Source organism: Amycolatopsis sp. N2S4-7 (assembly GCF_058119595.1).
Genome location: NZ_CP172299.1, coordinates 9,202,438 through 9,228,006 on the forward strand (window position 1 = coordinate 9,202,438; position 25,569 = coordinate 9,228,006).

Consider the following 25,569-nt stretch of genomic DNA (forward strand, 5'->3'; position numbering starts at 1 on the left):
CCTACGCGGTCAGCTTCGGGATGATCTGCGATCCGTAGGACGCCAGCGTCGCCTCGCGGTTGTCGTGCATCAGGTACAGCGAGAACTGGTCCACGCCCAGCTCCGCCAGTTCCTGCAACCTCTCGACATGCGCCGACGGCGGGCCCAGCAGGCAGAACCGGTCGACGATCTCGTCGGGGACGAACTCCGTCGACGGGTTGCCCGCCTTCCCGTGGTGGCTGTAGTCGTAGCCCTCGCGCTCGCGGATGTAGTCCGTCAGCTCCCGCGGCACCGCGCCCGACGAGCCGTAGCGCGCCACCAGGTCCGCGACGTGGTTGCCGACCATCCCGCCGAACCAGCGCAGCTGTTCGCGCTGGTGCGCCAGGTCGTCGCCGACGTACGCCGGGGCCGCGACGCAGATCGTGATGCCGCCCGGGTCGCGGCCGGCCGCGCGGGCCGCGTCACGGACCGCGCCGATGGTCCAGCGCGCGATCGCCGGGTCCGCGCACTGCAGGATGAAGCCGTCGGCGTGCTCGCCGACCGTCTTCAGCGCCTTCGGCCCGTACCCGGCCATCCACATTTCGAGCTGCCCGTTCGAGATCCACGGGATCTGCACGGTCTTGTCGTTCATCGTCACCGGGCGGCCCTCGGCGAGGTCCTTCACCACCCGCATGCAGTCCCGCACGGTGGCCAAAGCGGACGGTGGCTTCCCGACCACCCGGTGCGCGGAGTCGCCGCGGCCGATGCCGCAGACCGTCCGGTTGCCGTACATGTCGTTGAGCGTGGCGAACGTCGACGCCATCACCGACCAGTCGCGCGTGCCGGGGCTGGTCACCATCGGCCCGACGACCAGCGACGACGTCGCCGCGAGGATCGCCGAGTAGATGACGAACGGCTCCTGCCACAGCACGCAGGAGTCGAACGTCCAGCCGTAGCGGAACCCGGCGTCCTCGGCGTCCTTCATCAGCCGCACGACGTCCCGCGCGGGCGGGTCGGTCTGCAGCACGATCCCGAAGTCCATCGCGCGCTCCTAGTTGAGGTACTGGTTGAGCGAGCGGGACAGGAACTTGCCGTGCGACGTCGACCCGGTGAACCCGTCCGGCGACACGACAACGCGCCCACGGGACAGCACCGTGTGCACCCGGCCGGTGATCTCGAACCCCTCGTACGCCGAATAGTCCACGTTCATGTGGTGCGTTTCGGCCGACAGCGTCTGCGTCGCCGCCGGGTCGTAGATCACGATGTCCGCGTCCGAACCCGCCGCGATGACGCCCTTGCGCGGGTACAGCCCGAACATCCGCGCCGGCGTCGCCGAGCACGTCTCGACCCAGCGCCCGAGCGTCAGCTCACCCGCGACGACGCCCTGGTGCAGCAGGTCCATCCGGTGCTCGACGCCCGGCATCCCGTTCGGGATGGCCCGGAAGTCGCCGCGGCCCAGCTCCTTCTGGTCCTTGAAGCAGAACGGGCAGTGGTCGGTCGACACCACGGACAGGTCGTTCGTCCGCAGCCCGCGCCACAGGTCGGCCTGGTGCGACTTCTCCCGCAGCGGCGGCGAAGCGACGTACTTCGCGCCCTCGAAGTCCGGCTTCGCGAGGTCCTCGATGGACAGGTAGAGGTACTGCGGGCACGTCTCGGCGAAGACGTTCTGGCCCTCGTTGCGCGCCTCCGCGACCGCCGCAAGCGCTTGCGACGCCGAGAGGTGCACGATGTACAGCGGCGAACCGGTGACCTTCGCCAGCTGGATCGCCCGCGACGTCGCTTCGCCTTCGAGCTCCGGCGGCCGGGTCAGGCCGTGCTGGACCGGGTCGATGTTCCCGGCGGCGAACGCCTGCGCGGCCAGCTGGTCGATCGCGATGCCGTTCTCCGCGTGCATCATGATCGTGGCGCCGATTTCGCGCGCCTTCTGCATGGCCAGCAGGATTTCGCCGTCGGTCGAGTAGAACACGCCCGGGTAGGCCATGAACATCTTGAAGCTGCCGACGCCGCCGTCGACGCAGGCTTCCATCTCCTTCAGCGACTGGTCGTTGACGTCGGAGACGATCATGTGGAAGCCGTAGTCGATGGCGCAGTTGCCGTCGGCCTTCGCGTGCCACTTGTCCAGTGTGGACAGCAGCGACGTGCCCTTGGCCTGCACGGCGAAGTCGATGATCGTCGTCGTGCCGCCCCACGCCGCCGCCGTGGTCCCGGTCGAGAACGTGTCGACCGAGTGCGTGCCGCCGAACGGCATCTCCATGTGCGTGTGGGCGTCGATGCCGCCGGGCAGCACGTACTTGCCCGTGGCGTCGATCGTCTCGTCGCCGGACAGCGTCCCGGGCGCCCCGACGGCGGCGATGGTCTCGCCGTCGACGAGGACGTCCGCCAGGAGCGCGCCCGACGGCGAAACGACCTGGCCACCCCGGATGAGCGTGCTCATCAGGCCTCCGCGAGGGGGCCGTAGGTGTCCGGGCGGCGGTCGCGGTAGAACGCCCACTGGTTCCGGACCTCGTCGAGCAGACCGAGGTCGAGGTCGCGCACCACGACTTCGTCGTCGGTGTCGGAAGCCGCGTCGCCGACGAGCTGCCCGCGCGGGTCGACGAAGTACGTCTGGCCGTAGAAGTCGTTGTCGCCCAGCGGTTCGACGCCGACGCGGTTGATCGCGCCGACGAAGTACTCGTTCGCCACCGCGGCCGCCGGCTGCTCCAGCCGCCACAGGTACTGCGACAGGCTGCGGCTGGTCGCCGACGGGTTGAACACGATCTTCGCCCCGGCCAGCCCGAGCGCGCGCCAGCCCTCCGGGAAGTGCCGCTCGTAGCAGATGTAGACGCCGATGCGGCCCACGGCCGTGTCGAACACCGGGTAGCCGAGGTTGCCGGGGCGGAAGTAGAACTTCTCCCAGAACCCCTTGACCTGCGGGATGTGGTTCTTGCGGTACTTGCCGAGGTAGGTGCCGTCGGCGTCGATCACCGCGGCGGTGTTGTAGTAGACGCCGGGCTGCTCGACCTCGTACATCGGCACGATCAGCACGACGCCGTGGCGCTCGGCGACCTCCTGCATCAGCTTGGTCGTCGGTCCGTCGGGGATGGCCTCGGTGTAGGAGTAGTAATCCGCGTCCTGCACCTGGCAGAAGTACGGCCCGTAGAACAGTTCCTGGAGGCAGACGACCTGGGCGCCCTGCGAAGCGGCGGTGCCGATGTGGTCGACCGCCGCCTTGATCATGGACTCCTTGTCACCCGTCCACCGCTGCTGGATCAGGCCGGCTCGAACCACGCTCACTGATTTCCTCCTTGTTCGTAGCGGGCAGGGACAGGGCGGCGAAGACGACGAACGCGCCGACCAGGCCGACCACCCAGTTGTAGTCGTAAAGCGGCTTGAGGAACGGGATGATCCCGTCGGCGGGGAACGGCCCGCCGTAGGCCCCGCCGACCGCGAGGACGGCTCCCACCAGCGTCGCGAGCAACGCGCGCCAGTTCCAACCGCCGGTGAACCAGTACACCCCATCGGGGGTGTACAGGTCCTTCAGCCGGAGCTTGGTGCGGCTGATCACCCAGTAGCCGGCGACGAGCACCCCGGCGACGGCGCCGAGCAGGCCGCCGTAGAACCCGAGCCAGGCGAAGATGTAGATGTTCGGGTCGGAGTAGAGCCGCCACGGCTGGATGAGGATGCCGATGACGCCGGTGATCCCGCCGCCGACGGCGAACGTGATCTTCTTCGGGAACGCGTTCGAGAAGTCGTAGGACGGGCTGACGACGTTGGCCGCCAGGTTCGCCGAGATCGTCGCCAGCACCAGCGCGACCAGCGCGACGACGACCACGACCGGGCTGGTGAACCGGTCCGCCAGCTGTGCCGGGTCCCAGATGTCCTCGCCGTAGAGCACGTGCCCGCCCGACGTCGTCAGGATGGCCACGACGGCGATGAACGTCATCGTCGTCGGCAGGCCGAGGATCTGGCCGCGGACCTGCTTGCGCTGGCTGCCGCCGAAGCGGGTGAAGTCCGGCATGTTCAGCGACAGCGTCGACCAGAACGCGATCATCGCCATCAGCGACGGCGCGAACACCTTCCAGAAGTCGGGGCCCCAGCCGAGCTTGCCGCCGTCGGACAGGATCGGGCCGAGGCCGCCCGCCTTGACCAGGACGTACCCGAGCATGATCAGGAAGCCGACCGACACCAGCGGCGCCGTCCAGTTCTCGAACCGGCGGACCGCGTCCATGCCGCGCCAGATGATGAGCATCTGGCCGATCCAGAACACCACGAACGACAGCCAGAGCGTCCAGTGCTGCCCGGCGACCACCGCGGAGTCCCGCCACCACGAGCCGAGCAGGCGCCCGAGGATGACGTAGATGGCTTCGCCGCCGACCCAGGTCTGGATGCCGAACCAGCCGCACGCGATGAACGCGCGCAGCAGCGCGGCCAGGTTGGCGCCGCGCAGGCCGTAGAACGCGCGGGCGAACACCGGGAACGGGATGCCGTACTTCGTGCCGGCGTGGCTGTTGAGCAGCATCGGCGCGAGCACGACCAGGTTGCCGATCGTGATCGTGATCAGCGCCTGCACCCAGTTCATGCCGAGCGCGATGAGCGACGCGGCCAGGGCGTAGCTGGGGATGTTGTGCGCCATCCCCATCCAGAGCGCGAAGTAGTTGTAGGTGGTCCAGGTCCGTTTTTCGACCGGGACGGGGGCCAGTTCCTCGTTGAAGAACCGGCTGCCTTCGAGAGACCCGGCGTCGGCGGGGTCGAGTTCGACCCGGCCGTCGTCGTGCACGCGCTGGTCTGCGGGTGTCGGCGCCATTGCGGAATCCTGCGCGCCTGGTCATCGCCGGGGCAACGGCAGTCTGTTCACTCTTCACTGATCAGGAGTGCAGTCTGTCGATTGCGCGAAGGGGTCCCGGAGTGCATGACCTGCGTCACACATCCGGCCGTCACGAACCGGCAAAGCGGGTGAAACGTCTCCACAGGATCTTCACACTTCACGCGGACCGTCTCCACCGGGGGTGCTTAGGGTCGTGGTCATGGAACCGGGAGTGCGGCGGGTGCTCGTCGTCGAGGACGACGTCACCATCGCCGCGTCGATCGCGGCCCGGTTGCGGGCCGAGGGCTTCAGCGTGGACGTCGCCCACGACGGGCCGTCCGCCGTCGAGGCGGAAGCCGGGGCGGAGCCGGACCTCGTCGTGCTGGACGTGATGCTGCCGGGGTTCGACGGCCTCGAGGTCTGCCGGCGGATCCAGGGGCGGCGCCCGGTGCCGGTGCTCATGCTGACCGCGCGCGCCGACGAGACGGACATGCTGGTCGGGCTCGGCGTCGGCGCCGACGACTACCTCACGAAGCCGTTCTCGATGCGGGTGCTGACCGCGCGGGTGCACGCGCTGCTGCGGCGGGTCGAGCGCTCCTCGTCGGTGGCGGGCACGCGGATCGTGCTCGGCGACCTCGAGATCGACGTCGACCAGCGGCGCGTCGCCCGGGCCGGCGTCGCGGCGCAGCTGACGCCGATCGAGTTCGACCTGCTGGTGCACTTCGCGCGGCGGCCGCGGGTGGTGCAGCCGCGCGAACGGCTCCTGTCGGAGGTGTGGGCCTGGGACGTCCACGGCACGTCCGCGGGCACCCGGGCGGTGGACAGCCACATCAAGGCGCTGCGGCGGAAGCTCGGCGCGGACCTGATCCGGACCGTGCACGGCGTCGGGTACGCGCTGGAGGCGGGATCGTGAAGGCGCTGCTGGTCAGGGTGGTGGAGCTGCTGCCCCGGCCGCTCGACCGGATCCGGTCGATCAAGCTGAAGCTGGCGATCCTGATGGTCGCCTCGGGCGGGGTCGCGTTCGCGTTCTTCAGCTGGCAGATCGGCTGGTTCCCGCCGAAGACGATCTTGACCGCGGTGCTGCTGGCGCTGGCGCTGTCGCAGGTGCTGGCCCACGGGATGACGCGGCCGCTGCGCGAGATGACCGCGGCGGCGCGGGCGATGGCCAAGGGCGACTACACGCGCCGGATCCGCGCGACCACGCGTGACGAAGTGGGCTCGTTGGCGTCGGCGTTCAACCAGATGGCGGGGGACCTCGGGGACGCGGATCGCCAGCGGCGCGAGCTGATCGCGAACGTGTCCCACGAACTGCGGACGCCGATCACCGCGTTGGGCGGGGTGCTGGAGAACCTCGTCGACGGCGTCGAGGATCCCGATCCGGCCACCTTGAAGACGGCGTTGCAGCAGACCGAACGGCTCGCGACGCTGGTGGACGAGCTGCTGGATCTGTCGCGCCTCGACGCGGGGGCGATCCCGCTGCACAAGACGACGTTCGACCTGTCTTCGCTGCTGTCCGAAGCGGTGTCGGAGGCGGCTTTGGTGCGCGGGGTGCGGTTCGCGGTGACGGTGTCCCCGCCGGACGCGACGGTGGTCGCCGACCGCGGCCGGCTGTTCCAGGTGGTGGCCAACCTCCTGGAGAACGCGGCCCGCCACGGCCCGGCCGGCGGCGAGGTGCGGGTGCTCGCGGAGGTGCGGCCGGGCGAGGTGCGCATCGACGTCTGCGACGAGGGCCCGGGCATCGCCCCGGCGGACCGGATGCGGGTCTTCGAGCGGTTCACCCGGGGCGACCGTCCGTCGGGCGGCGGCACCGGGCTCGGGCTGGCGATCGCCCGGTGGGCGGTGGAACTGCACGGCGGGACGATCGGCGTGGCGGAACCGTCGCCGGGGACGGGCAGCCGGATCCGGGTGACGCTGCCGACGGGGTAGTTCCCCGGCTCGGGAGGTGCTGAGCGGGACGGGTTCGGGTCGGGGGATTTGCAAACGTGAACGTCGAAGCCTGAGGAGGGGCGGAATGCCCAAGTCCAAGATCGGTGGCGGTGCTGTGCCGAGGGGTAAGCGCTCGGTCGCGTCGGAGGTGGGGACGCCGGAACCGGCTGCGGCCGGGGCACGCGGCGGTGGTCCGGGGGTGGCCGCCGCGGTGGGTGGGGTGGCTGGTGGGGTGCCCGGGTCGCAGGGAGGTGTGAACGTTGGTGGCGCGGGGGTGGCCGTCGCCGCGCCGCCCGTTCTCATGCGGCCGCTGCCGCCGCCGAAATCCGCTGTTGTTCCGCTGCCGCCCGCTGTTCTGCCCGCCGCGGGGATCGCCGGGGTCGCTGCTGCCCTCGTGCTGCCCGTCGACCGGCCCGGGGTCGGGTGGCTGCTCACCGGGCTGGCCGTCACCGCCGCCGTTTTCGTCGCCGATCGGCGTTCGCGGGCGGACGGCGAGGACGGGCCCTTCACCTGGCTCAGCGCCGGGTGGGCGTTGCTCACCCTCGCCCTCCTCGGCATGGGGGCCGTCCGGGCGTCGGGGTGGCTGTTCGTCCTGTGCGTGCTCGCCGCCGTCGTCACCGGGTCGCTGGCCGTCGTCGGGACGCGGACCGTGAACACCGTGCTCTACGACATGCTCGCGGTCCCCGTCGAAGCCCTCCGCGCGATCCCGTGGGCCGGCCGCGGCGTCGGGCGCTTCACCTCCCGGCGCGACGGGGTCGCCCGCCGGATCGCCCTCGCCGTGCTCGCCGCGGCCGTGCTCGTCGCCGTCTTCGTGCCGCTGCTCGCCAGCGCCGACGCCGCCTTCGCCGCCGTCGTCAACGCGATGATCCCCGACCTCGGCGTCGAGATCATCCTGCGGTGGTGCGTGGTCTTCGCCGTCGTCGCGCTGTTCGTCGCCGGAGCGTGCTACTTCCTCGCCGCGCCACCGCGTCGCGCGTCGGCGGATCGTCCACACCGGACCGCCTACGGTCTGGAGTGGACGTTCCCGCTCGCCGTCCTCGTCCTGCTGTTCAGCGTCTTCGTCGGTGTCCGGCTGGTCGTGCTGTTCGGCGGCACCGGGTACGTCCTGCGCACCAGCGGCCTGACGTCGGCCCAGTACGCCCGCAGCGGCTTCTGGCAGCTGTGCACGGTCACCGTGCTGACCCTGGCGATCGTCGCCGCGGCGCTGCGCTGGGCTCCGGACTCGACGAAAGCCGACCGGCTCCGCCAGCGCGTCCTGCTGGGGGCGCTGAGCGCGCTGAGCCTGGTGCTGGTCGGCTCGGCGTTGAGTCGCATGTGGACGTACCAGGAGGCGTACGGCTTCACCGTGCTGCGGCTGCTGGTCGAGGTCTGCGAACTGTGGTTCGGCGCCGTGTTCGTCCTGGTCCTGGCGTCGCTGGTGCGGCTGCGCTCGGCGTGGCTGCCCCGCGCGGCCATCGGGACGGCCGCCGCGGCGCTGCTCGCGCTCGCCGTCCTCGACCCGGAGCGCCTCATCGCCGACGCCAACCTCGACCGCGCGGCCGCCGGCAAGAGCCTCGACAACCACTACCTGGCGGGCTTCTCGGCCGACGTGGTCCCGGTCGTCTCGGCCCGGCTCCCGGAGCCGCTGCGCACGTGCGTGCTGCGGCAGGTCCTGCGCCACGACACCCCGGACGGCTGGCCGGCGTGGAACCTCAGCCGGGCCGCGGCACGTGACGTGGTTCTCAACCCGGACGGCCGCTGCGGCTGAACCCGGGCACCGGCCCGCGCGTGGTTAAGAGTTACGCGGAAGCCACCGGGCCGTCGTGGGGGCGACCCGGCGGCTTCCGCGCGTTCAGAACGCGAAGACGCCGTCCGAGTCGCGGTCGGCCTCGCAGCGGTTCGCGTACGTCGTGCGGAACGACACCGGCTTGCCGTGCCAGGTGCCGGTCGCCGTGACGTCGACCGGGGCGTAGATCAGCGTGCACGCCTGGTGGCGGGCGGTGATCCGCGAGAAGTCGCCGCCGGCGCCGGAAAGCACCGCGCACGCGTTGTCGCGCTTCGGGTGCGTGCCGCCGGTCGGCTCGCACGTGAGCACCACCGCGCCGATCCGGTTGGCGGTGTCGTGGGTGGTCAGCTGCAGCGTCGACGCCGGGGGCTGCGCCGGCGCGAGACAGCCGAGGCTCATCAGACAGGCTGCGAAGGGGATCAGGGCCATATCGGTGTCATCGGCAGTCCGGAGCCGATCACTGTGCTCCACGTCCGGGTGAGTCATCTTCGCTCGGACGGGTGAGGTCCCACGCCAGCAACGCGACGTACAGCGAGAGCATCGACTCCGGGTCCTCCAGCCGGACGCCGAGGACCTGCTCGATCCGGGCGAGCTGCTGGTAGTACGCCGTGCGGGAGGTGTGCGCCGCCGCGGCCGCCGCCGACTTGTTGCCGCCCTGTTCGCAGTAGTGCCGCAGGGCCTGGACGAGCCGGCTGCCGGAGGCGGCGTCGCGGTGCAGCAAGGGCCCCAGTTCCCGGTGCGCGAACGCCGTGACGCGCTCGTCGCCGGAAAGCAGGTGCAGCAGACCCCGCAGGCGGACGTCGGAAAGCCGGTGCAGCACCCGGTCCGAGCCCGCCCCGAGCGCGGCCGCCGCGACCTGCCCGGCTTCCAGCAGCGTCCGGCGCGCTTCGGCGGCCGACGTCACCGTGGTGCCGACCGCGAGCACGCCGGGCGCACTGCCGCGAGACTCGTGGACGTCGGTGGCGAGCCGCTGCAGCACGGCGTCCGCGTTCGCCTCGGGGGACAGCGCGATCAGGGCCCGGACACCGAGATCGTCGGTCGCCACCAGCGCCGACACCTTCGCGCGGCGCGCCGCCAGGACCGTGGCTTCGGCCAGCTCGCGCAGCACCGGCGGGGTGGACAGCGCGGGCCGTGACGTGCCGGTCAGCCGCGGCCGGACCGCCAGCCCGACCAGCTGCCGCCCGGACAGCGGCACCGCCAGTGCCGAAGCCCGCGCGAGCAGCTCGGCCGACGGGGCCGGCGCGGCGAGCAGCTCGGTGAGCACCGTGCGGTGGGCCTGGCGTTCGAGACCGTCGGCGTCCTTGGCGACCAGCCGGTGCACGGCCAGCGCGGACGCGGCTCGTTCGGCGACCACCCGGTGGCCGTGCGGCGGCTGCTCGGCGCAGACGAGGACCAGCCGTCCCCAGTCGTGCCCGCGCGCGCCGACCACGGTGACCAGCCAGCCCGAACCGGGGTGGTAGCCGGTCCGCTCGCCGACCTGGACCACCCGGGACCGCGACGGCCAGCCGGCGAGCAGCTCGGCCGGGTCGGTGCCGGCGGCGTCGTAGGCGAGCACCTCGTGCGAGAGCGTCTCCAGCACCACCGGCTCCTCGGTGAGCCGCGCGACCTCGCCCAGGACGACGCCGGGTTCGGCGCCGGCGACCGTCAGGGCGGTGAACGTCTCGTGCACGCGCTCGGCGGCGCGCAGCTCGGCGACCTGGGCGTCGACGATCTGGCCGTTCACCGCCTCGGTGACGCTCACGTACCGCGTCTCGCGCGAGAGCGTGACCAGCGGCAGGCCGTGCTCCTCGGCCGCCTCGACCAGCGCGGCGGGCAGCTTGTCGCTCCAGTGCCGGACCAGCTCGATCACCAGGCCGGCGGCGCCGACCCCGGCCAGGTCGGCGACGTAGCGGGCCAGCGCGGGCCCGTCGTCGGGGAGCGCGACGCCGGTCGTCAGCACCAGCTCGCCGCCGCGCAGCAGGTGCGCGATGTCGGCGATCTCGGCGACGTGCGCCCAGCGCACCGGCGCGTCCAGGCCGGCCGCGCCGGCGACGACGTGCGGACGGCCCTGCCGCAGCACCGGCAGCGCGAGGACCTCGGCAACGGTCGGGTACATGGCTCCTCGGAGGTGATCGGCAGGGACAGACTGTACGGCCGGGAACCAACTGGCGTACACGTTGCCGATGGCGTTGGCGTGGCGCCCGCCCGGACACTCGTCGGGAACGACCCCGAGCCGAGGAGTACCCGCCGTGACCGACCGCATCAGCCACTGGATCGACGGCAAGCCGTTCACCGGCACCGGCTCGCGGTCCGGTGAGGTCTTCGACCCCGCCACCGGGCAGGTCCGGGCGCACGTGGACTTCGCGGGCGAGGCCGAGGTCGAAGCCGCCGTCGCCGCGGCCAAGGCGGCGTTGCCGGGCTGGCGCGGGACGTCGCTGGCCGGCCGGACGCGGGTGCTGTTCGCCTTCCGCGAGCTGCTGTCCGCCCGCAAGCACGAGCTGGCGAAGATCGTCACGAGCGAGCACGGCAAGGTCGAGTCGGACGCGGCGGGGGAGGTGGCCCGCGCGATCGAGAACGTCGAGTTCGCCTGCGGGGCCGCCCAGCTGCTCAAGGGCGGGTTCAGCGAGAACGCGTCCACCGGCGTCGACGTCTACTCGATCGCCCAGCCGCTCGGCGTCGTCGGCGTGATCTCGCCCTTCAACTTCCCGGCCATGGTGCCGCTGTGGTTCGTGCCGAACGCACTGGCCTGCGGCAACACCGTCGTGCTCAAGCCCAGCGAGAAGGACCCGTCGGCCGCGGTGTTCATCGCCGAGCTGTTCGCCGAGGCCGGGCTGCCCGAGGGCGCGCTCAACGTGCTCCACGGCGACAAGGTGGCGGTCGACGGGCTGCTGACGCACGCCGACGTCAAGGCGATCTCCTTCGTCGGGTCGACGCCGATCGCGCGGTACGTCTACGAAACCGGCACGCGGCACGGCAAGCGCGTGCAGGCGCTCGGCGGAGCGAAGAACCACATGGTCGTGCTGCCCGACGCCGACCTCGACCTGGCCGCCGACGCCGCGGTGTCGGCCGGGTTCGGCTCGGCGGGGGAGCGGTGCATGGCGGTGTCGGTGGTCGTGGCCGTCGACCCGGTGGGCGACGCCCTGGTGGAGAAGATCACCGAGCGGATGGCCCGCCTGCGCGTCGGCGACGGCCGCGACCCCGAGTCCGAGATGGGCCCGCTCGTGACGGCGGCCCACCACGCGCGCGTCCAGTCCTACGTGGACGCCGGCGTCGCCGAGGGCGCGTCGCTGGTGGTGGACGGCCGCGGCATCGAGGTCGCCGGGGACGGCTTCTGGCTCGGCCCGACGCTCTTCGACCACGTCCGCCCCGAGATGTCGATCTACACGGACGAGATCTTCGGCCCGGTGCTCTCGGTGGCACGCACGGCTTCGTACGACGACGCCCTGGACCTGGTCAACGCGAACCCGTACGGCAACGGCGTGGCGATCTTCACCGGCGACGGCTCGTCGGCGCGGCGGTTCCAGAACGAGGTCGAGGTGGGCATGGTCGGGGTGAACGTCCCGATCCCCGTGCCCGTGGGGTACTACTCCTTCGGCGGCTGGAAGGACTCCCTGTTCGGCGACAGCCACGCCTACGGGCCGGAAGGGTTCCACTTCTTCACGCGGACGAAGGTGGTCACGTCGCGGTGGCCGGACCGCTCGCACGCCGGCGTCAACCTCGGCTTCCCCCGGAACTCCTGAGCGCGGCCAGCGCCGACCGGCTCTCCTCGTCCGCGGGACGGCCGATCATCAGCCGCTGGTCCGTGTCCTGGAGGGGCATCAGGACTTCGAACTGCACGGCGATCACGCCGAGCCCCGGGTGGCGCAGCACCTTGCTCCCGCGGCCGCCGGCCTGGACGTCCCGCTCGGCCCACCACCGCGCGAAGTCCTCGTCACGAGCGGTGCATTCGGCGATGAGGCCGAGCAGCGCCGGGTCCTCCGGGTGGGCGGCCCATGCGGCGCGCAGGTGGGCGATCCCCTCCCGCACCACGCGCTCGCGGTCGAGGTAGTACTCGCGGATCTCCGGGTGCAGCAGGCACAGCCACATCGCGTTGCGCTGTGACGGCGGCAGGGCGCCGAAGTCCAGGAGCAGCCCCGCCATTTCGCCGTTCCAGGCCAGGATGTCGTAGCGGTGGTTCATCAGCATGGCCGGCAGGGGTGACAGGTCGGCGACCAGCCGGGCCAGCGACGGCACCGCGGTGGTGGCGGGCTCGACGGCGCCGGGCGGGCGCTGCCGGGCCAGGTCGAAGAGGTACGCGCGTTCGGCGGGGGCCAGGCGCAGCGCCCGGGACAGCGCCTCCACCACGTCCGCCGAGGGCCGCAGCCCGCGCCCCTGTTCCAGCCGGACGACGTAGTCGATGCTGACCCCGGCCAGTTCGGCGACCTCTTCGCGGCGCAGTCCCGGGGTCCGCCGGGCCTGCCGGCGCGCCGGCAGGCCGAACTCACGCGGGTCCAGGCGCTCGCGCCGGTTCCGCAGGAACGCGGCCAGCTCCTGCGTCGGGTCCACGGTCCGGCTGATCATTCCGGGTCCAACAGCCGGGGTGGGACTGGTGTTCCCAGGAACTCCCCTCCCTTACCCCCGGCCCGCGGTGGTCACAGGCTGGTGCCCGGCCAACGATCACGAGCACAGGAGGACCGATGTCCCTCACCCTCGACACCTACCGGCTGCTGGGCCGCTCCGGGCTGCGGGTCTCCCCGCTGGCGCTGGGCACGGCGACCTTCGGCACCGAGTGGGGCTGGGGCGCGGAGAAGGACGAGGCGCGCAAGCTGTTCGACACCTACGTCGAGCGCGGCGGCAACTTCGTCGACACCGCGCCGACCTACACCGACGGCAGCTCCGAGCGCCTGCTCGGCGAGTTCGCGCGGGACCACCGCGACAGCCTGGTGCTGGCGACGAAGTACTCGACGCTGCGCACGCCCGGTGACCCGAATTCCGGGGGCCCGCACCGCAAGAGCCTGTTCGCGTCGGTGGAAGCCAGCCTGCGGCAGCTGGACACGGACTACCTCGACCTGCTCTACCTGCACGTCTGGGACTTCACGACGCCGGTCGAGGAGATCCTGCGCGGCATGGACGATCTGGTCCGCGACGGCAAGGTCCGGTACGTGGCCGTGTCCAACGTCCCGGCCTGGGAGGTCTCGCGCATGCAGGCGATCGCCGACCTGCGCGGCTGGTCGCCGCTGGTCGCGCTGCAGATCGAATACAACCTCGTCAACCGGGCCGGGGAGCGCGACCTGATCCCCATGGCGCGGGCGATGGGGCTGGGGGTGACCCCGTACTCGCCGCTGGCGGGCGGCCTGCTCACCGGCAAGTACAGCCGAGCCGACCTGACCGCGGCGGACGCCGGCCCCGGCGAGAGCACCCGCAAGAGCTTCAACGCCGGCTTGGGCATGGTCACCGAGCGCAGCCTCGCCATCGCCGGCGTCGTGCAGGAGGTCGCCACCGAGCTGGACCGCACCCCCGCCCAGGTCGGGCTGGCCTGGACCCTGCAGAACCCGGGCGTGACGGCGCCGGTCATCGGCGCCCGCACCCCCGCGCAGCTGGAGGACAACCTGGGCGCCCTCGACGTCGTCTTCACCGCCTCGCACCTGGCCCGCCTCGAGGAGGTCGCCGCGATCGACCTCGGCTTCCCGCACGACGTGCTCGCCGGCGACCACCTCCGCCGGGTGACCCGCGGCGACCTGCGGATCGAAGCCCGCCGCTGATCGCCCGGCTAGGCCGTGTCCTCAAAGCTGGTGGGTGACAGCTTGATCTTGGGGTGTGGTGCGTAGGCATGAGCTGACTGATGAGCAGTGGCAGGTCATCCAGCCGTTGCTGCCCGCTTCGGGGGCGAAGGGACGCCCGCGGGTGGATGACCGGCGGGTGATCAACGGGATGTTGTTCAAGGCCAAGACCGGGATGGCCTGGCGGGACCTGCCGGAACGGTATGGGCCGGTGGCGGACAAGGGCTACTCCAGCCGCGCCATCCGCTCCTCCCTGCACCGACGGCACATCCCGGCGACGATTCCCGAACGCCGGGATCAGCAGGCCAACCGGTTGCGCCGGGGCCGGGCCGGTGGACGCCCACCGGCCTTCGTCCGTGTCGTCTACCGGCGCCGCAACATCGTCGAACGCTGCCGGCTCATCTCCTACCGGGGCCTGATCGACCTGGCCACGCTGCTCATCCGGCTTTGAGGACAGGCCCTAGGCCGGGAGGACGTTGATCAGCAGCTTCGTGCGCGGAGTCAGGTAGACGGCGTTGGTCCGCTCCGCCTGGATCCGCGCCCGGAGCGCGCGGTTGTCGAGCCGGTAGCTGCGGTCGTGGACCACGAGGTAGGTGAACCAGACCCGTTCCATGATGGTGTAGAGGTAGATCGGGTACTGCCCGCGCTCGGGCCGCTTGCCGTGCACCTTCCCGAAGTCGTGGGTCCAGCCGGTGACCACGAGCAGCCGCCCGCTGCCGGCCTCGGCGAGCCGTCGCCCGCAGACGAAGGCGAACCAGCCCGTCACGGCGAGGACGGGGACCGCGGCGGCCGCCGCCCCGCCGGCGACCGCGAGGGCGGCCGTCACCAGCCCGGCGACCACCAGGACCGCCGCCGTCCAGAAGGTGAAGTCGAGCAGCTTCCCGCGTTGCGAGGGGTGGAGCCTGCCGTTGCGGTTGGCCAGCTCCACCTCGGCCTGCTCGGTCACTCGCCCTCGCCCTCGGGGTGCTCCTTCTCGTAGGCCTCCTGCGTCTCGTGGTAGCGGTCGTACTGCTCGTTCGCCTGGCGGCGGCCTTCGGTCACGACCCCGACCGTGTCCGCGGGCTTCCAGCCCGGGAAGCCGCCGGACGCCTGCCACGCACCCGGCTTGAGCGCGCTGCGGCCGTCTTCGGAGAGCTGCTTGCCCGGCCCCTCGAGCTTCTCGCCGCCCGGCACCTTGCCCGCCCAGGCGTCCTTCCAGCCCTCGGCCTTCTCGGCGGCCGAACCGGCCTCCCGGCCCGCCTGCTTGAGCTCGTTCGCCCTCCGCTCGAGGTTCGCCGCGGTCTCGACGCTCTGGTCCACGATCCGGTCGGCGCTCTTCCCGGCCTTCTTCAGCGCGTTCGCCGCCCCTTCGAGCGCCGCCTTCGACTTCCCCGCGCCCTTCGCGAGGCTTTCCAGCTTCTCGACGATCTTCGCGATGCGTGTGCTGATCTTCTCCGCCAGCACCCCGCCCTCGATCACGGTGTCGGCGATGAACGCCGCGATCGTGCCGCCGAAGGTGCACCACGACGCCGCGAGCGCGGCCAGCGCCTTGACGATCAGCTCGCCCACGAACGACGAGATCATGTCGCGGATCAGCCCGCGCTCGGTGCCCACCAGCGCGGCGCCGACGTTCATGGCGGTCGACGCGCCTTGGGCGTGCGTCGCGGCGCCGCGCAGGACGCCGACGTAGCTCTCGGCCGTCTTCTGGTACGCCTCGGCGGAGCCGCAGTCGCTGAACGACTGCCCGACCCGCTTCGCCTTCCCCTCGTAGCTCTCGGCCGTCTCGGTGAGCTGCTTGGCGATGTTCGACCAGGTCACGGCCTTGGCGGTGATGGACTCGGGCTTGCCGGCCAGCTTGTCGAGGCCGTCCTTGAGGAAGCTGATGTGCTCGATCAGCCAGCCGACGCCGGCGCTCGCCAGGGTGCCGAGCGGGTCCATCGCCGCGCCGAGCAGGTCGAGGGCGTCGGTGCCGACGTCCATGGCGAGGTTGCCCCAGTCGCCGTTGCGGGCGTCGGTGAGCGTCGACGCGGCGTCGCTGAAGAGGCCCGCGCCGCCGGTCTGGGCGTTGACGTTGGCCAGCTCGCCCTTCGAGCCGTCGCCCATGCCGCTCCAGAAGCCGCCCGGCGACTCGGCCGTCGCGACCAGCGGGTTCTCCTGCGTCTCGGTCATGCCGGGAGCTCCTTGCCGATGCCGTCGATCAGGCCCTTCGTGTGCTGCTCGTGCTCGCGGAACGCCGTGTGCGCGGTCTTCACCCGGTCCGCGACGTCGTGCCCGGCCTCGACGGCCGCGGAGAGGAAGCCGTCGGCCGTGTCGACCCACGCCTGGATCGGGACCGCGAAGACCTGCCCGACCAGCCCGAACGCGTCGAAGTCGAGCGCCTGTGCGGCGCCGGCGGCGTCGACGGCCTGCTGGACCCGCTCGGCGATCTCCCGGATCTCGTCCTCGTGCCCGCCGAGGACGTCGAAGTCGACCTTCATCGCCTGTCCCGCCATCAGAGGCCCCGGCGCAGGATCGGGCCGCCGAAGTCGTCGTCGTCCGGCTTCGGCGGTTTCCGGACGAATTCCCGACGAGGTTCTTCTTCGGGCAATTCGGGCGCGGGAATCTGTTCCCGGAGGAATTTCATGGCGTCGCTGTCCGGCCCGATCACCGGCGCCATGACGCCCGTCAGCTGCTGGGCGGCGTCGACCTGGGCCCGCTTGGCCGTGGCCAGGATCGCCTGCGCCAGGCGGGCGCGCGGCAGCTCGTCCGCGCGCGGCCCGAAGGTGAGTTCCTGCAGCGCACCGCTGGTGTTGACGGTCACCGTGACGGCGCCGTCGGCGCTCGTGGCGGTCGCGGCGATCCGCTCCAGCCGCGCCTTCGCCTCCGCCGCGCGCCGGGCGATTTCGGGCATACCGGCCGAAAGGGGTTCAATTCTGTTCACGGTGACCTCGGAAGTCGGGGACGGGCTCGCGGATGAGAGGGAGCAAACCGCTTTTCGGTTCCCCTTTCAAGCGGGGAGACAATTTCCAGAACAATGCATGGGACCCGGTTTGCGCGTTCTTTACCCGGCGCGCGTGGCCCGGGTTGAGCACGCCCGGCTCAGGCTTCCGTAAACTCGGGGTGAGCAGCGAGCGAGGTAGGTGAGGAACCGGTGGCCAACGCGGATGAGCGCCGCTTCGAAGTGCTGCGCGCGATCGTGGCCGACTACGTCTCCAACCAGGAACCGGTCGGGTCCAAGGCGATCGTCGAGCGGCACAACCTGGGTGTGTCGAGCGCCACGGTGCGCAACGACATGGCCACGCTGGAGGAAGAGGGCTACATCACGCAGCCGCACACCAGCGCCGGCCGCGTGCCGACCGACAAGGGCTACCGCCTGTTCGTCGACCGGCTCTCGGAGATCAAACCCCTGAGCACCGCCGAACGCCGGGCCATCACCACCTTCCTCGACAGCGGCACCGACCTCGACGACGTCCTCAAACGCTCGGTCCGGCTGCTCGCGCAGCTGACCCGGCAGGTCGCCGTCGTCCAGTACCCGATGCTGACCAACGCCGCGGTGCGCCACCTCGAAGTGGTGCCGCTCACCCCGGCGCGGCTCATGCTGGTGCTCATCACCGACTCCGGGCGCGTCGACCAGCGCACGGTCGACCTCGGCGACGTCGTCACCGAGGAAGACGTCGCCCGGCTCCGCACCGTGCTCAACGCGGCGATGAGCGGGCGGCGGGTCAACGACGCCGCGGCTCGCGTCGCCGAACTGCCGGACAAATCGCCCGGTGACCTGCGGGACGTGCTCATCCGCATCTCGACGGTCCTGGTCGAGTCGCTGGCCGAACACCCCGAAGAACGCCTGGTCCTCGGCGGCACCGCCAACCTCACGCGGAACGTCGCCGACTTCCCGGGCTCGCTGCGCCAGGTCCTCGAGGCGCTCGAGGAACAGGTCGTCGTGCTCAAGCTCCTCGCCGCCGCGCGCAACCCCGGTGCGATCACGGTGCGCATCGGTGAGGAAAATGAGGACGAGCAGATGCGCAGCACCTCCGTCGTCTCGATCGGCTACGGCCGCGACGACGTGGTGCTCGGCGGCATGGGGGTGGTCGGCCCGACCCGGATGGACTACCCCGGCACGATCGCCGCGGTGCGCGCGGTCGCCAACTACGTGGGGCAGATCCTGGCCGGCCGCTGAGCCGGGCAGAGCAGAAGGAGAAGCAGAGACGGTGGCGAGGGACTACTACGGCATCCTCGGGGTGGCGAAGAACGCGAGCGATCAGGAGATCAAGCGCGCGTACCGGAAGCTGGCCAGGGAGCTGCACCCCGACGTCAACCCGTCGGAAGACGCCCAGCACAAGTTCGGCGAGGTCACGACGGCCTACGAGGTGCTGTCCGACCCGCAGAAGCGCAAGATCGTCGACCTCGGCGGCGACCCGATGGACAACGGCGCGCGCGGCGGGGGCGGCGGCGACCCGTTCGCCGGGTTCGGCGGCCTCGGCGACATCATGGACGCCTTCTTCGGCGCGGCCGGCGGGGGCGGCGGCCGCGGGCGCGGCCCGCGCAGCCGCGTCCAGCCCGGCTCCGACGCCCTCATCCGGCTCGGCCTCAGCCTCGAAGAGTGCGCCACCGGTGTCGACAAGGAGATCGCCGTCGACACCGCCATCGTGTGCGACCTCTGCCGCGGCGCCGGCACCGCCGAGGGCACCTCGGTCAAGACCTGCGACACGTGCGGCGGCGCCGGCGAGGTCCAGTCCGTCCAGCGGTCCTTCCTCGGCCAGGTCGTCACCGCCCGGCCGTGCCCGGTCTGCCGCGGCTTCGGCGAGGTCATCCCCGACCCCTGCCGCCAGTGCGGCGGCGACGGCCGCATCCGCGCCCGCCGCAACGTCACCGCGAAGATCCCGCCGGGCGTCGGCGACGGCATGCGCATCCGGCTCTCCGGCCAGGGCGAGGTCGGCCCCGGCGGCGGCCCGGCCGGCGACCTGTACGTCGAGATCGACGAGACCCCGCACGAGGTCTTCGTCCGGCAGGGCCACGACCTGCACTGCAACTTCCGCATCCCGATGACCACGGCCGCGCTCGGCGCCACGGTCCCGATCGCGACGCTCGTCGACGGCGACTACGAACTCGACGTCGAACCCGGCACCCAGCCGAACGCCGAACTCGTCCTCACCGGCAAGGGCATGCCCCGGCTGCGGTCCTCCGGCCGCGTCGACGGCCGCGGCGACCTGCACGTCCACATCGACGTCGTGGTCCCCACCAAGCTCGACGACGCCCAGCGCGAACTCCTCGTCGAACTCGCCCAGCAGCGCGGCGAAGAAGTCCCGACGCTGGCGTCCAACGGCAGCAAGCACGGCGGCCTGTTCTCCAAGCTCCGCGCCAAGAACCACCGCTGACCCGTGCCCGACACCACCCTGCCGGTCTTCCTCGCCACCTCAGTCCCGGCGACCGGGCAAGCGGTCCTCGACGGCGAGGAAGCCCGGCACGCGGCCACCGTCCGGCGGCTGCGCGCGGGGGAGCGGCTCGTCCTCTCCGACGGCGCCGGCGCGATGGCCCGCTGCGTCGTCGACGCCGTCCAGGCCGGCCGGGACCCCCTGGTCACCCTGTCGGTCGAGGAGAGCTGGACCGAGGAACCCCCGGCCCTGCGCGTCGTCGTCGCCCAAGCCCTGGCAAAGGGCGACCGCGGCGAACTCGCCGTCGAACTCGCCACCGAGGCCGGCGTCGACGCCGTCGTCCCCTGGCGCGCCGCCCGCAGCGTCGCCAAGTGGGAAGACGGCCCCCGCGGCGACAAAGCCCTCGCCCGCTGGCGCGCCACCGCCCGCGCGGCCGCCAAACAAGCCCGCCGCGCCCACGTCCCCGACATCACCGAACCCGTCGCCACCAGCGAACTCGCCGGCCTCGCCGCCACGATGTCCCTCGCGATCGTCCTCGAATCCGACGTCCCCGACCGGCTCACCGACCTCCCACTCCCCGACACCGGAGACATCCTCGTCGTCGTCGGCCCCGAAGGCGGCATCACCGACGACGAACTCAAGACCCTCCAGAACGCCGGAGCCCGCGCCGTCCGCCTCGGCACCACCGTCCTCCGCACCTCCACCGCCGCCGCCGTGGCCCTCGGCGCACTGGGCGCCCTCACCAGCCGCTGGCGGTGAAAAGATCACGACCGAAAAAAAGGGTCGGATTTGCGCCCAGTTATGGCGCGATCACACTCCGACCCGTTACTCTCGTTTACTAACGCGCCACACACCGTTTCGGCGCGCCACTGGGAAGACACAGACCCCGCCGGGCACCTCCCCCCTCGGTCCGGCGGAGCCGCGGCCGCGGTAGATCGACCCCCAGGATCTACCGCGCCGTGGCGTTTCCCTCCCTCGCTTCCGCGTCGTGGCGTTTCCCTCCCTCGCTTCCGCGTCGCGGCGTTTCCCTCCCTCGCTTCGCTTCGGGTGGAAACGCCACTCTGCGTTCGTCGTGTCTTCTGGGGGTCAAACCCCCAGACCCCCAGCCGGGGGCACGCCCCCGGACCCCCCGCGACTTTGGTGCGGTTCCTGTTCAAAAGGCGTGTTGCCTTGCTTTGGCGGCCTGGCGGCCGCCTCGCACCCCGTGGTCCCCCCTAGCCGGCCCGAACCGACCGTTGGGCGCGTGAGCCGTGAGTCGGCCCGTGGGTGCGTCAGCGGCTCTCTGGGTGCCCTCTGGGCCGGGTCGATAGGGTTGGGCCATGAGTGAGGACGAGACTCTCTTCGAACGGATCATCGGTGGGGAGATCCCTGCTGATGTCGTCTATCAGGACGAGACCACCTTCGCCTTCCGGGACATTCGGCCGCAGGCTCGGGTTCATGTGCTCGTTGTGCCCCGGAAGCGGTATCGGAACCTGGGTGAGCTCGCTGCCGGGGATCCGGGGCTTCTGAGTGAGGTCGTTGCTACCGCTCGTAAGGTCGCGGAGCTCGAGGGCATCCTCGAGAGTGGGTACCGGGTGGTCTTCAACACCGATCGTGACGCCGGGCAGACCGTTTTTCACGTCCACGCCCACGTGCTCGGCGGGGAGCCGCTGGGGTTCTTCGGGGCGCACGAGGGCTGATAGCCGAAACCCGTCTGCGTTCTGTCGGTGGGTGCCAGTAGCATCGGTGGGGTCCGTTGTCCCTCATGCAGAAAGCAGGGCCGAGGCCACGTGGCCGGAACCGTACCGGGTGGAGCCGCCCGACCTGACGTCCCTGGAGACGTGCAGAAGACCGAGGACACCGCCGGAGCGCAGGCGGCCCAGTCCCGGTTCCCCATCCCCGACGCCGCCGCCCTCAGCCTGCTCGGCTCCCGCGACGAGAACCTGCGCGTCGCCGAGGAACTCCTCGCCGCCGACGTGCACGTCCGCGGCAACGAGGTCACCCTGACCGGCACCCCCGCCGACGTCGCGTTCGCCGAACGCGTCTTCGCCGAGCTCGTCCAGCTCGCCACCGGCGGCCAGCAGGTCGGACCCGACACCGTCCGCCGCACCGTCGGCATGCTCTCCACCGGCGACGCGTCCCCGGCCGAAGTCCTCAGCCTCAACATCGTCTCCCGCCGCGGCAAGACCATCCGGCCCAAGACGCTCAACCAGAAGCGCTACGTCGACGCCATCGACAAGCACACCGTCGTCTTCGGCATCGGCCCCGCCGGCACCGGCAAGACCTACCTCGCCATGGCGAAAGCCGTCCAGGCGCTGCAGGCCAAGCAGGTCACCCGCATCGTGCTGACCCGCCCGGCCGTCGAAGCCGGCGAACGCCTCGGCTACCTGCCCGGCACGCTCAACGAGAAGATCGACCCCTACCTGCGGCCCCTCTACGACGCGCTGCACGACATGGTCGAACCCGAGTCCATCCCGCGGCTCATGCAGGCCGGCACCATCGAGATCGCGCCGCTCGCGTACATGCGCGGCCGCACCCTCAACGACGCCTTCATCATCCTCGACGAGGCCCAGAACACCACGCCCGAGCAGATGAAGATGTTCCTCACCCGCCTCGGCTTCGGCTCCAAGATCGTCGTCACCGGCGACATCACCCAGGTCGACCTGCCCAGCGGGCAGCGCAGCGGCCTCCGCGTCGTCCGCGACATCCTCACCGGCGTCGAAGACCTCCACTTCGCCGAGCTCACCAGCCAGGACGTCGTCCGGCACCGGCTCGTCGCGAGCATCGTCGACGCCTACGAGAAGTGGCAGGCCGTGCAGGACGCGCAGCAGACCGACGGCTGGAAGGGCAACCGGCGTTGAGCATCGAGATCGCCAACGAATCCGGCGTCAACGTCGACGAGACGTCCATCGTCTCCGCCGCCCGCTACGCCCTCGACAAGATGGAGGTCAGCCCGCTCGCCGAGCTGTCCATCCTCCTCGTCACCCTCGAAGTGATGGAAGACCTCCACGAACGCTGGATGGACCTCCCGGGCCCCACCGACGTCATGGCCTTCCCCATGGACGAGCTCGACTCCTCCCGCCGCCCCGACGCGCCCGACGCGTCCCCGGCGCTGCTCGGGGACATCGTGCTCTGCCCGGCGTTCGCCAAGGACCAGGCCAAGACCGCGGGCCACGCCCTCATCGACGAGCTGCACCTGCTCACCGTGCACGGCTGCCTCCACCTCCTCGGCTACGACCACGCCGAACCCGCCGAGGAACGCGAGATGTTCGCCCTCCAGAAGCGGATCCTCGGCGAGTACCAGGACGCCGTCGCCGCCCTGGAGAAGCGCAACGCCCAGCGCAGCACCGACGACCGCGTCCTCGGCATCGCCGGCCTCGACGCGAACGCCGCGCCCGCCGCCGAACCACCCGCCGGGGAAACGCCCTAGGCGCCAGCCATGGTCCAGCTCCTCTTCGCGATCGCGCTCGTCCTCCTGGCCGGCGTGTTCGCGGCGGCCGACGCCGCCATCAGCACCGTCTCGCAGGCCCGGGCCGAAGGCCTCGCCCGGCTCGGGCTGCCCGGCGCCCGCCAGCTCGCCGCCGTCGTCGCCGAACGACGACGGCACATCAACCTGCTGCTCCTGCTGCGCCTCGGCTGCGAACTCACCGCCACCGTGCTCGTCACCGTGGCCCTCGGCACCCGCATCCGGCCCCTCGGCCTCGCCGTCCTCGTCGCCGCGGTCGTCATGGTCGTCGTCAGCTACGTCCTCATCGGCGTCGGCCCCCGCACCCTCGGCCGCCAGCACCCCTACCGCATCGGCCGCTACGTCGCCGGGCCCGTCCGCGTCCTCGGCTCGATCCTCGGCCCCCTGTCCCGCCTGCTCATCCTCATCGGTAACGCCATCACCCCCGGCCAGGGCTTCCGCGAAGGCCCCTTCACCTCCGAGGTCGAGCTGCGGGAGCTCGTCGACCTCGCCCAGGAACGCGGCGTCGTCGAGGACTCCGAACGCGAGATGATCCACTCGGTGTTCGAGCTCGGCGACACCATCGCCCGCGAGGTCATGGTGCCGCGCACCGAGATCGTCTGGATCGAGCGCACCAAGACCGTCCGCCAGGCCCTCGCCCTCGCCCTGCGCACCGGGTTCACCCGGCTCCCGGTGATCGACGAGTCCGTCGACGACATCGTCGGCGTCGTCAACATCAAGGACCTGATGTCCGGCTACCTCGACCCGGACGGCCCGAGCACCGTCGTCGACACCGTGATGAACCCCGCCGGGTTCGTCCCCGACTCGAAACGGCTCGACGAGCTGCTCAAGGAGATGCAGCGCTCGCACAACCACATGGCGATCGCCGTCGACGAATACGGCGGCACCGCGGGCCTGCTCACCATCGAAGACGTCCTCGAGGAGATCGTCGGCGAGATCACCGACGAGTCCGACGCCGACGAACGCCCCGAGGTCGAGGAGCTCGACGGCGGCGCCGTCCGCGTGTCGTCCCGGATGAGCGTCGACGACCTGGGCGAACTGTTCGGCATCGACCTCGAAGACCACGACGTCGAGACCGTGGGCGGGCTGCTCGCGGAACGACTGGGTAGGGTCCCGCTGCCGGGGGCCGAAGCCGAGGTCGCCGGCCTTCGGCTGTTCGCCGAAGGGGGCAAGGACCGGCGCGGCCGCATGCGGATCACCTCCGTGGTGGTGCACCCGGCCGATGCCGAGGCCATGACGGACCCCGTCGACCGGACGCGTCGCCGCACGCGCCTGCCCCACCCCGACGAACGCGACAGGAGCGTCGAACATGCCTGACCTCGAGGCCGAGGACCAGAAACTCGTCACGCTGGCCAGGTCCTCGCGCGCCCGCATCCAGGCCCCCGAGGGCGCCGCGGTCCGCGACACCGACGGCCGCACCTACGCCGCCGGCACGGTCGACCAGCCGTCGTTCAAGCTCACCGCGCTCCAGGCCGCGGTCGCCGCCGCCCTGTCCAGCGGCGCCGAAGGCATCGAAGCCGCCGCCGTCGTCACCGACGAAGGCCTGCTCAAGGGAGCGTCCGTGCACGCCGTCCGAGACATCGCGAAGTACGCGCCGATCATCCTCGCCACCCCGAACGGCGACGTTCTCGAGGTGCGCACCCGATGACCGAACACCGCTCCGGCTTCGCCTGCTTCGTCGGCCGCCCCAACGCGGGCAAGTCGACCCTGACCAACGCCCTCGTCGGCACCAAGGTCGCGATCACCTCCAGCAAGCCACAGACCACCCGGCACGCCATCCGCGGCATCGTCCACCGCGAGGACGCCCAGCTCGTCCTCATCGACACGCCCGGCCTGCACCGCCCGCGCACCCTGCTCGGCGAGCGGCTCAACGACATCGTGCACACGACCTGGTCCGAAGTGGACGTCGTCGGCTTCTGCGTGCCGGCGAACGAGAAGATCGGGCCCGGCGACAAGTTCATCGCGGCCGAACTGCAGAAGATCGCCAAGCGCACCCCCGTGCTCGGGATCGTCACCAAGACCGACCTCGTCCAGCCCCAGCAGGTCGCCGAGCAGCTCCTCGCGCTCCAGGCCGTGATGGACTTCGCCGAGCTGATCCCGGTGTCCGCAGTGGACGGGTTCCAAGTGGACGCGCTCGCGGACCTGCTCGTCGGCAAGCTGCCCGAGGGGCCGCAGCTCTACCCCGGCGGCGAGCTCACCGACGAACCCGAGCAGACCCTGGTCGCCGAGCTGATCCGCGAGGCGGCGCTGGAAGGCGTCCGCGACGAGCTGCCGCACTCGATCGCCGTCACCGTCGAGGAGATGCTGCCCCGCGAAGGCCGCGACGACCTCATCGACGTGCACGCGTTCCTGTACGTGGAACGGCCCAGCCAGAAGGGGATCATCCTGGGGCACAAGGGCGAACGGCTGCGCGAGGTCGGCGCCGCCGCCCGCAAGAACATCGAGGCGCTCCTCGGCTCGAAGGTCTACCTCGACCTGCACATCAAGGTGGCCAAGGAGTGGCAGCGCGACCCTCGGCAGCTGCGCCGGCTCGGCTTCTGACCTGCTGGTTGCGCGAACCGGCGAGGAACAGCCGAATTCCTGGTCTCGATTCGGTCGCGGCGGGAGCAATCACCGGACGCGCG

At 71.4% G+C, this 25,569-nt stretch carries 25 protein-coding genes and 1 pseudogene; 15 read left to right on the forward strand and 11 right to left on the reverse strand.

The annotated features are described in order from the left end of the window. Position 1: 1 nt before the first annotated feature. From ACH54P_RS43270 to ACH54P_RS43285, 4 genes are read right to left on the reverse strand one after another with little or no spacing between them, the layout of a single operon-like run. A complete protein-coding gene (locus tag ACH54P_RS43270) occupies positions 2–1,000 on the reverse strand; it encodes a TIGR03842 family LLM class F420-dependent oxidoreductase (RefSeq protein WP_489909093.1) in 999 nt (332 codons plus the stop codon). Between the two features lie 9 nt (positions 1,001–1,009). Continuing rightward, a complete protein-coding gene (gene hydA, locus ACH54P_RS43275; RefSeq protein ID WP_489909094.1) occupies positions 1,010–2,392 on the reverse strand; it encodes a dihydropyrimidinase in 1,383 nt (460 codons plus the stop codon). Beyond that, positions 2,392–3,174, reverse strand: coding sequence for a nitrilase-related carbon-nitrogen hydrolase (locus tag ACH54P_RS43280; protein ID WP_242547159.1), 783 nt, complete (start codon positions 3,172–3,174; stop codon positions 2,392–2,394). The genes hydA and ACH54P_RS43280 overlap by 1 nt, the downstream gene beginning before the upstream one ends. A 10-nt stretch (positions 3,175–3,184) precedes the next feature. Beyond that, on the reverse strand, positions 3,185–4,741 hold the full coding sequence (locus ACH54P_RS43285) for an NCS1 family nucleobase:cation symporter-1 (RefSeq protein ID WP_489909095.1): 1,557 nt from the start codon (positions 4,739–4,741) through the stop codon (positions 3,185–3,187). Positions 4,742–4,982: 241 nt separating this feature from the next. On the opposite strand from ACH54P_RS43285, the gene ACH54P_RS43290 reads away from it, so the two are divergent. From ACH54P_RS43290 to ACH54P_RS43300, 3 genes are all read left to right on the forward strand, one after another. Further along, the gene (locus tag ACH54P_RS43290; RefSeq protein WP_489916964.1) at positions 4,983–5,654 is read left to right on the forward strand and encodes a response regulator transcription factor; all 672 of its coding nucleotides are present in this window, start codon (positions 4,983–4,985) and stop codon (positions 5,652–5,654) included. Between the two features lie 20 nt (positions 5,655–5,674). Beyond that, positions 5,675–6,667, forward strand: coding sequence for a HAMP domain-containing sensor histidine kinase (locus ACH54P_RS43295; protein WP_489916966.1), 993 nt, complete (start codon positions 5,675–5,677; stop codon positions 6,665–6,667). Positions 6,668–6,968: 301 nt separating this feature from the next. Then, positions 6,969–8,414 carry a DUF4153 domain-containing protein gene (locus ACH54P_RS43300; protein ID WP_489916968.1) on the forward strand — a complete coding sequence of 482 codons (1,446 nt, stop codon included), beginning with the start codon at positions 6,969–6,971 and terminating at the stop codon, positions 8,412–8,414. Between the two features lie 84 nt (positions 8,415–8,498). Here the strand turns inward: ACH54P_RS43300 and ACH54P_RS43305 are convergent, their stop codons facing one another. Together ACH54P_RS43305 and ACH54P_RS43310 are read right to left on the reverse strand one after the other, a co-directional pair. Further along, complete coding sequence (locus tag ACH54P_RS43305; RefSeq protein WP_489909096.1) at positions 8,499–8,831, reverse strand: SSI family serine proteinase inhibitor; 333 nt, start codon at positions 8,829–8,831, stop codon at positions 8,499–8,501. Between the two features lie 58 nt (positions 8,832–8,889). Beyond that, the gene (locus ACH54P_RS43310) at positions 8,890–10,527 is read right to left on the reverse strand and encodes a PucR family transcriptional regulator (RefSeq protein WP_489909097.1); all 1,638 of its coding nucleotides are present in this window, start codon (positions 10,525–10,527) and stop codon (positions 8,890–8,892) included. 133 nt (positions 10,528–10,660) lie between these two features. Here ACH54P_RS43310 and ACH54P_RS43315 point away from each other — a divergent pair, with 133 nt between their 5' ends. Continuing rightward, the gene (locus tag ACH54P_RS43315) at positions 10,661–12,151 is read left to right on the forward strand and encodes a CoA-acylating methylmalonate-semialdehyde dehydrogenase (protein WP_489909098.1); all 1,491 of its coding nucleotides are present in this window, start codon (positions 10,661–10,663) and stop codon (positions 12,149–12,151) included. Here the strand turns inward: ACH54P_RS43315 and ACH54P_RS43320 are convergent. Then, entirely contained in the window at positions 12,123–12,971 is an 849-nt protein-coding gene (locus ACH54P_RS43320) for a helix-turn-helix transcriptional regulator (protein WP_489909099.1), read from the reverse strand. The two genes, ACH54P_RS43315 and ACH54P_RS43320, sit on opposite strands and share 29 nt — an antisense overlap. Positions 12,972–13,087: 116 nt before the next feature. Here ACH54P_RS43320 and ACH54P_RS43325 point away from each other — a divergent pair, with 116 nt between their 5' ends. After that, positions 13,088–14,152 (forward strand): aldo/keto reductase, encoded by a 1,065-nt coding sequence (locus ACH54P_RS43325; RefSeq protein WP_489909100.1) that lies wholly within the window; start codon positions 13,088–13,090, stop codon positions 14,150–14,152. A 55-nt stretch (positions 14,153–14,207) separates the two neighbouring features. Then, a pseudogene (locus tag ACH54P_RS43330) lies at positions 14,208–14,381 on the forward strand (transposase); the annotation flags it as partial. Positions 14,382–14,630: 249 nt separating this feature from the next. On the opposite strand, the gene ACH54P_RS43335 reads toward ACH54P_RS43330, so the two are convergent. Genes ACH54P_RS43335 through ACH54P_RS43350 form a run of 4 tightly spaced genes read right to left on the reverse strand, consistent with a single transcriptional unit; the run spans position 14,631 to position 17,039 of the window. Further along, positions 14,631–15,116, reverse strand: coding sequence for a hypothetical protein (locus tag ACH54P_RS43335; protein ID WP_489909101.1), 486 nt, complete (start codon positions 15,114–15,116; stop codon positions 14,631–14,633). Continuing rightward, positions 15,113–16,318, reverse strand: coding sequence for a PPE domain-containing protein (locus ACH54P_RS43340; RefSeq protein WP_489909102.1), 1,206 nt, complete (start codon positions 16,316–16,318; stop codon positions 15,113–15,115). Before ACH54P_RS43340 ends, ACH54P_RS43335 begins: the two co-directional genes overlap by 4 nt. Then, a complete protein-coding gene (locus tag ACH54P_RS43345; protein ID WP_489909103.1) occupies positions 16,315–16,626 on the reverse strand; it encodes a type VII secretion target in 312 nt (103 codons plus the stop codon). Before ACH54P_RS43345 ends, ACH54P_RS43340 begins: the two co-directional genes overlap by 4 nt. Positions 16,627–16,640: 14 nt before the next feature. Further along, positions 16,641–17,039, reverse strand: a complete 399-nt coding sequence (locus tag ACH54P_RS43350) for a YbaB/EbfC family nucleoid-associated protein (protein WP_489909104.1) — start codon at positions 17,037–17,039, stop codon at positions 16,641–16,643. A 240-nt stretch (positions 17,040–17,279) separates the two neighbouring features. Between ACH54P_RS43350 and hrcA the strand changes: the two genes are divergently transcribed. The 9 genes from hrcA to era all read left to right on the forward strand — a co-directional run bounded on the left by hrcA (position 17,280) and on the right by era (position 25,486). After that, entirely contained in the window at positions 17,280–18,305 is a 1,026-nt protein-coding gene (gene hrcA, locus ACH54P_RS43355) for a heat-inducible transcriptional repressor HrcA (protein WP_489909105.1), read from the forward strand. A gap of 31 nt (positions 18,306–18,336) precedes the next feature. Next, positions 18,337–19,503: a molecular chaperone DnaJ gene (dnaJ, locus tag ACH54P_RS43360; protein WP_489909106.1), complete on the forward strand. Its 1,167-nt coding sequence runs from the start codon at positions 18,337–18,339 to the stop codon at positions 19,501–19,503. Between the two features lie 3 nt (positions 19,504–19,506). Continuing rightward, positions 19,507–20,259: a 16S rRNA (uracil(1498)-N(3))-methyltransferase gene (locus tag ACH54P_RS43365; protein ID WP_489909107.1), complete on the forward strand. Its 753-nt coding sequence runs from the start codon at positions 19,507–19,509 to the stop codon at positions 20,257–20,259. A gap of 560 nt (positions 20,260–20,819) precedes the next feature. Next, complete coding sequence (locus ACH54P_RS43370) at positions 20,820–21,179, forward strand: histidine triad nucleotide-binding protein (protein WP_489909108.1); 360 nt, start codon at positions 20,820–20,822, stop codon at positions 21,177–21,179. A gap of 90 nt (positions 21,180–21,269) precedes the next feature. Further along, positions 21,270–22,340, forward strand: coding sequence for a PhoH family protein (locus tag ACH54P_RS43375; protein ID WP_489909109.1), 1,071 nt, complete (start codon positions 21,270–21,272; stop codon positions 22,338–22,340). Further along, entirely contained in the window at positions 22,337–22,909 is a 573-nt protein-coding gene (gene ybeY, locus ACH54P_RS43380) for an rRNA maturation RNase YbeY (protein WP_489909110.1), read from the forward strand. The genes ACH54P_RS43375 and ybeY overlap by 4 nt, the downstream gene beginning before the upstream one ends. 9 nt (positions 22,910–22,918) lie before the next feature. Beyond that, positions 22,919–24,262 carry a hemolysin family protein gene (locus tag ACH54P_RS43385; RefSeq protein ID WP_489909111.1) on the forward strand — a complete coding sequence of 448 codons (1,344 nt, stop codon included), beginning with the start codon at positions 22,919–22,921 and terminating at the stop codon, positions 24,260–24,262. Continuing rightward, entirely contained in the window at positions 24,255–24,593 is a 339-nt protein-coding gene (locus ACH54P_RS43390; protein WP_489909112.1) for a cytidine deaminase, read from the forward strand. Before ACH54P_RS43385 ends, ACH54P_RS43390 begins: the two co-directional genes overlap by 8 nt. Then, the gene (era, locus tag ACH54P_RS43395) at positions 24,590–25,486 is read left to right on the forward strand and encodes a GTPase Era (RefSeq protein ID WP_489909113.1); all 897 of its coding nucleotides are present in this window, start codon (positions 24,590–24,592) and stop codon (positions 25,484–25,486) included. Before ACH54P_RS43390 ends, era begins: the two co-directional genes overlap by 4 nt. Positions 25,487–25,569 lie beyond the last annotated feature (83 nt).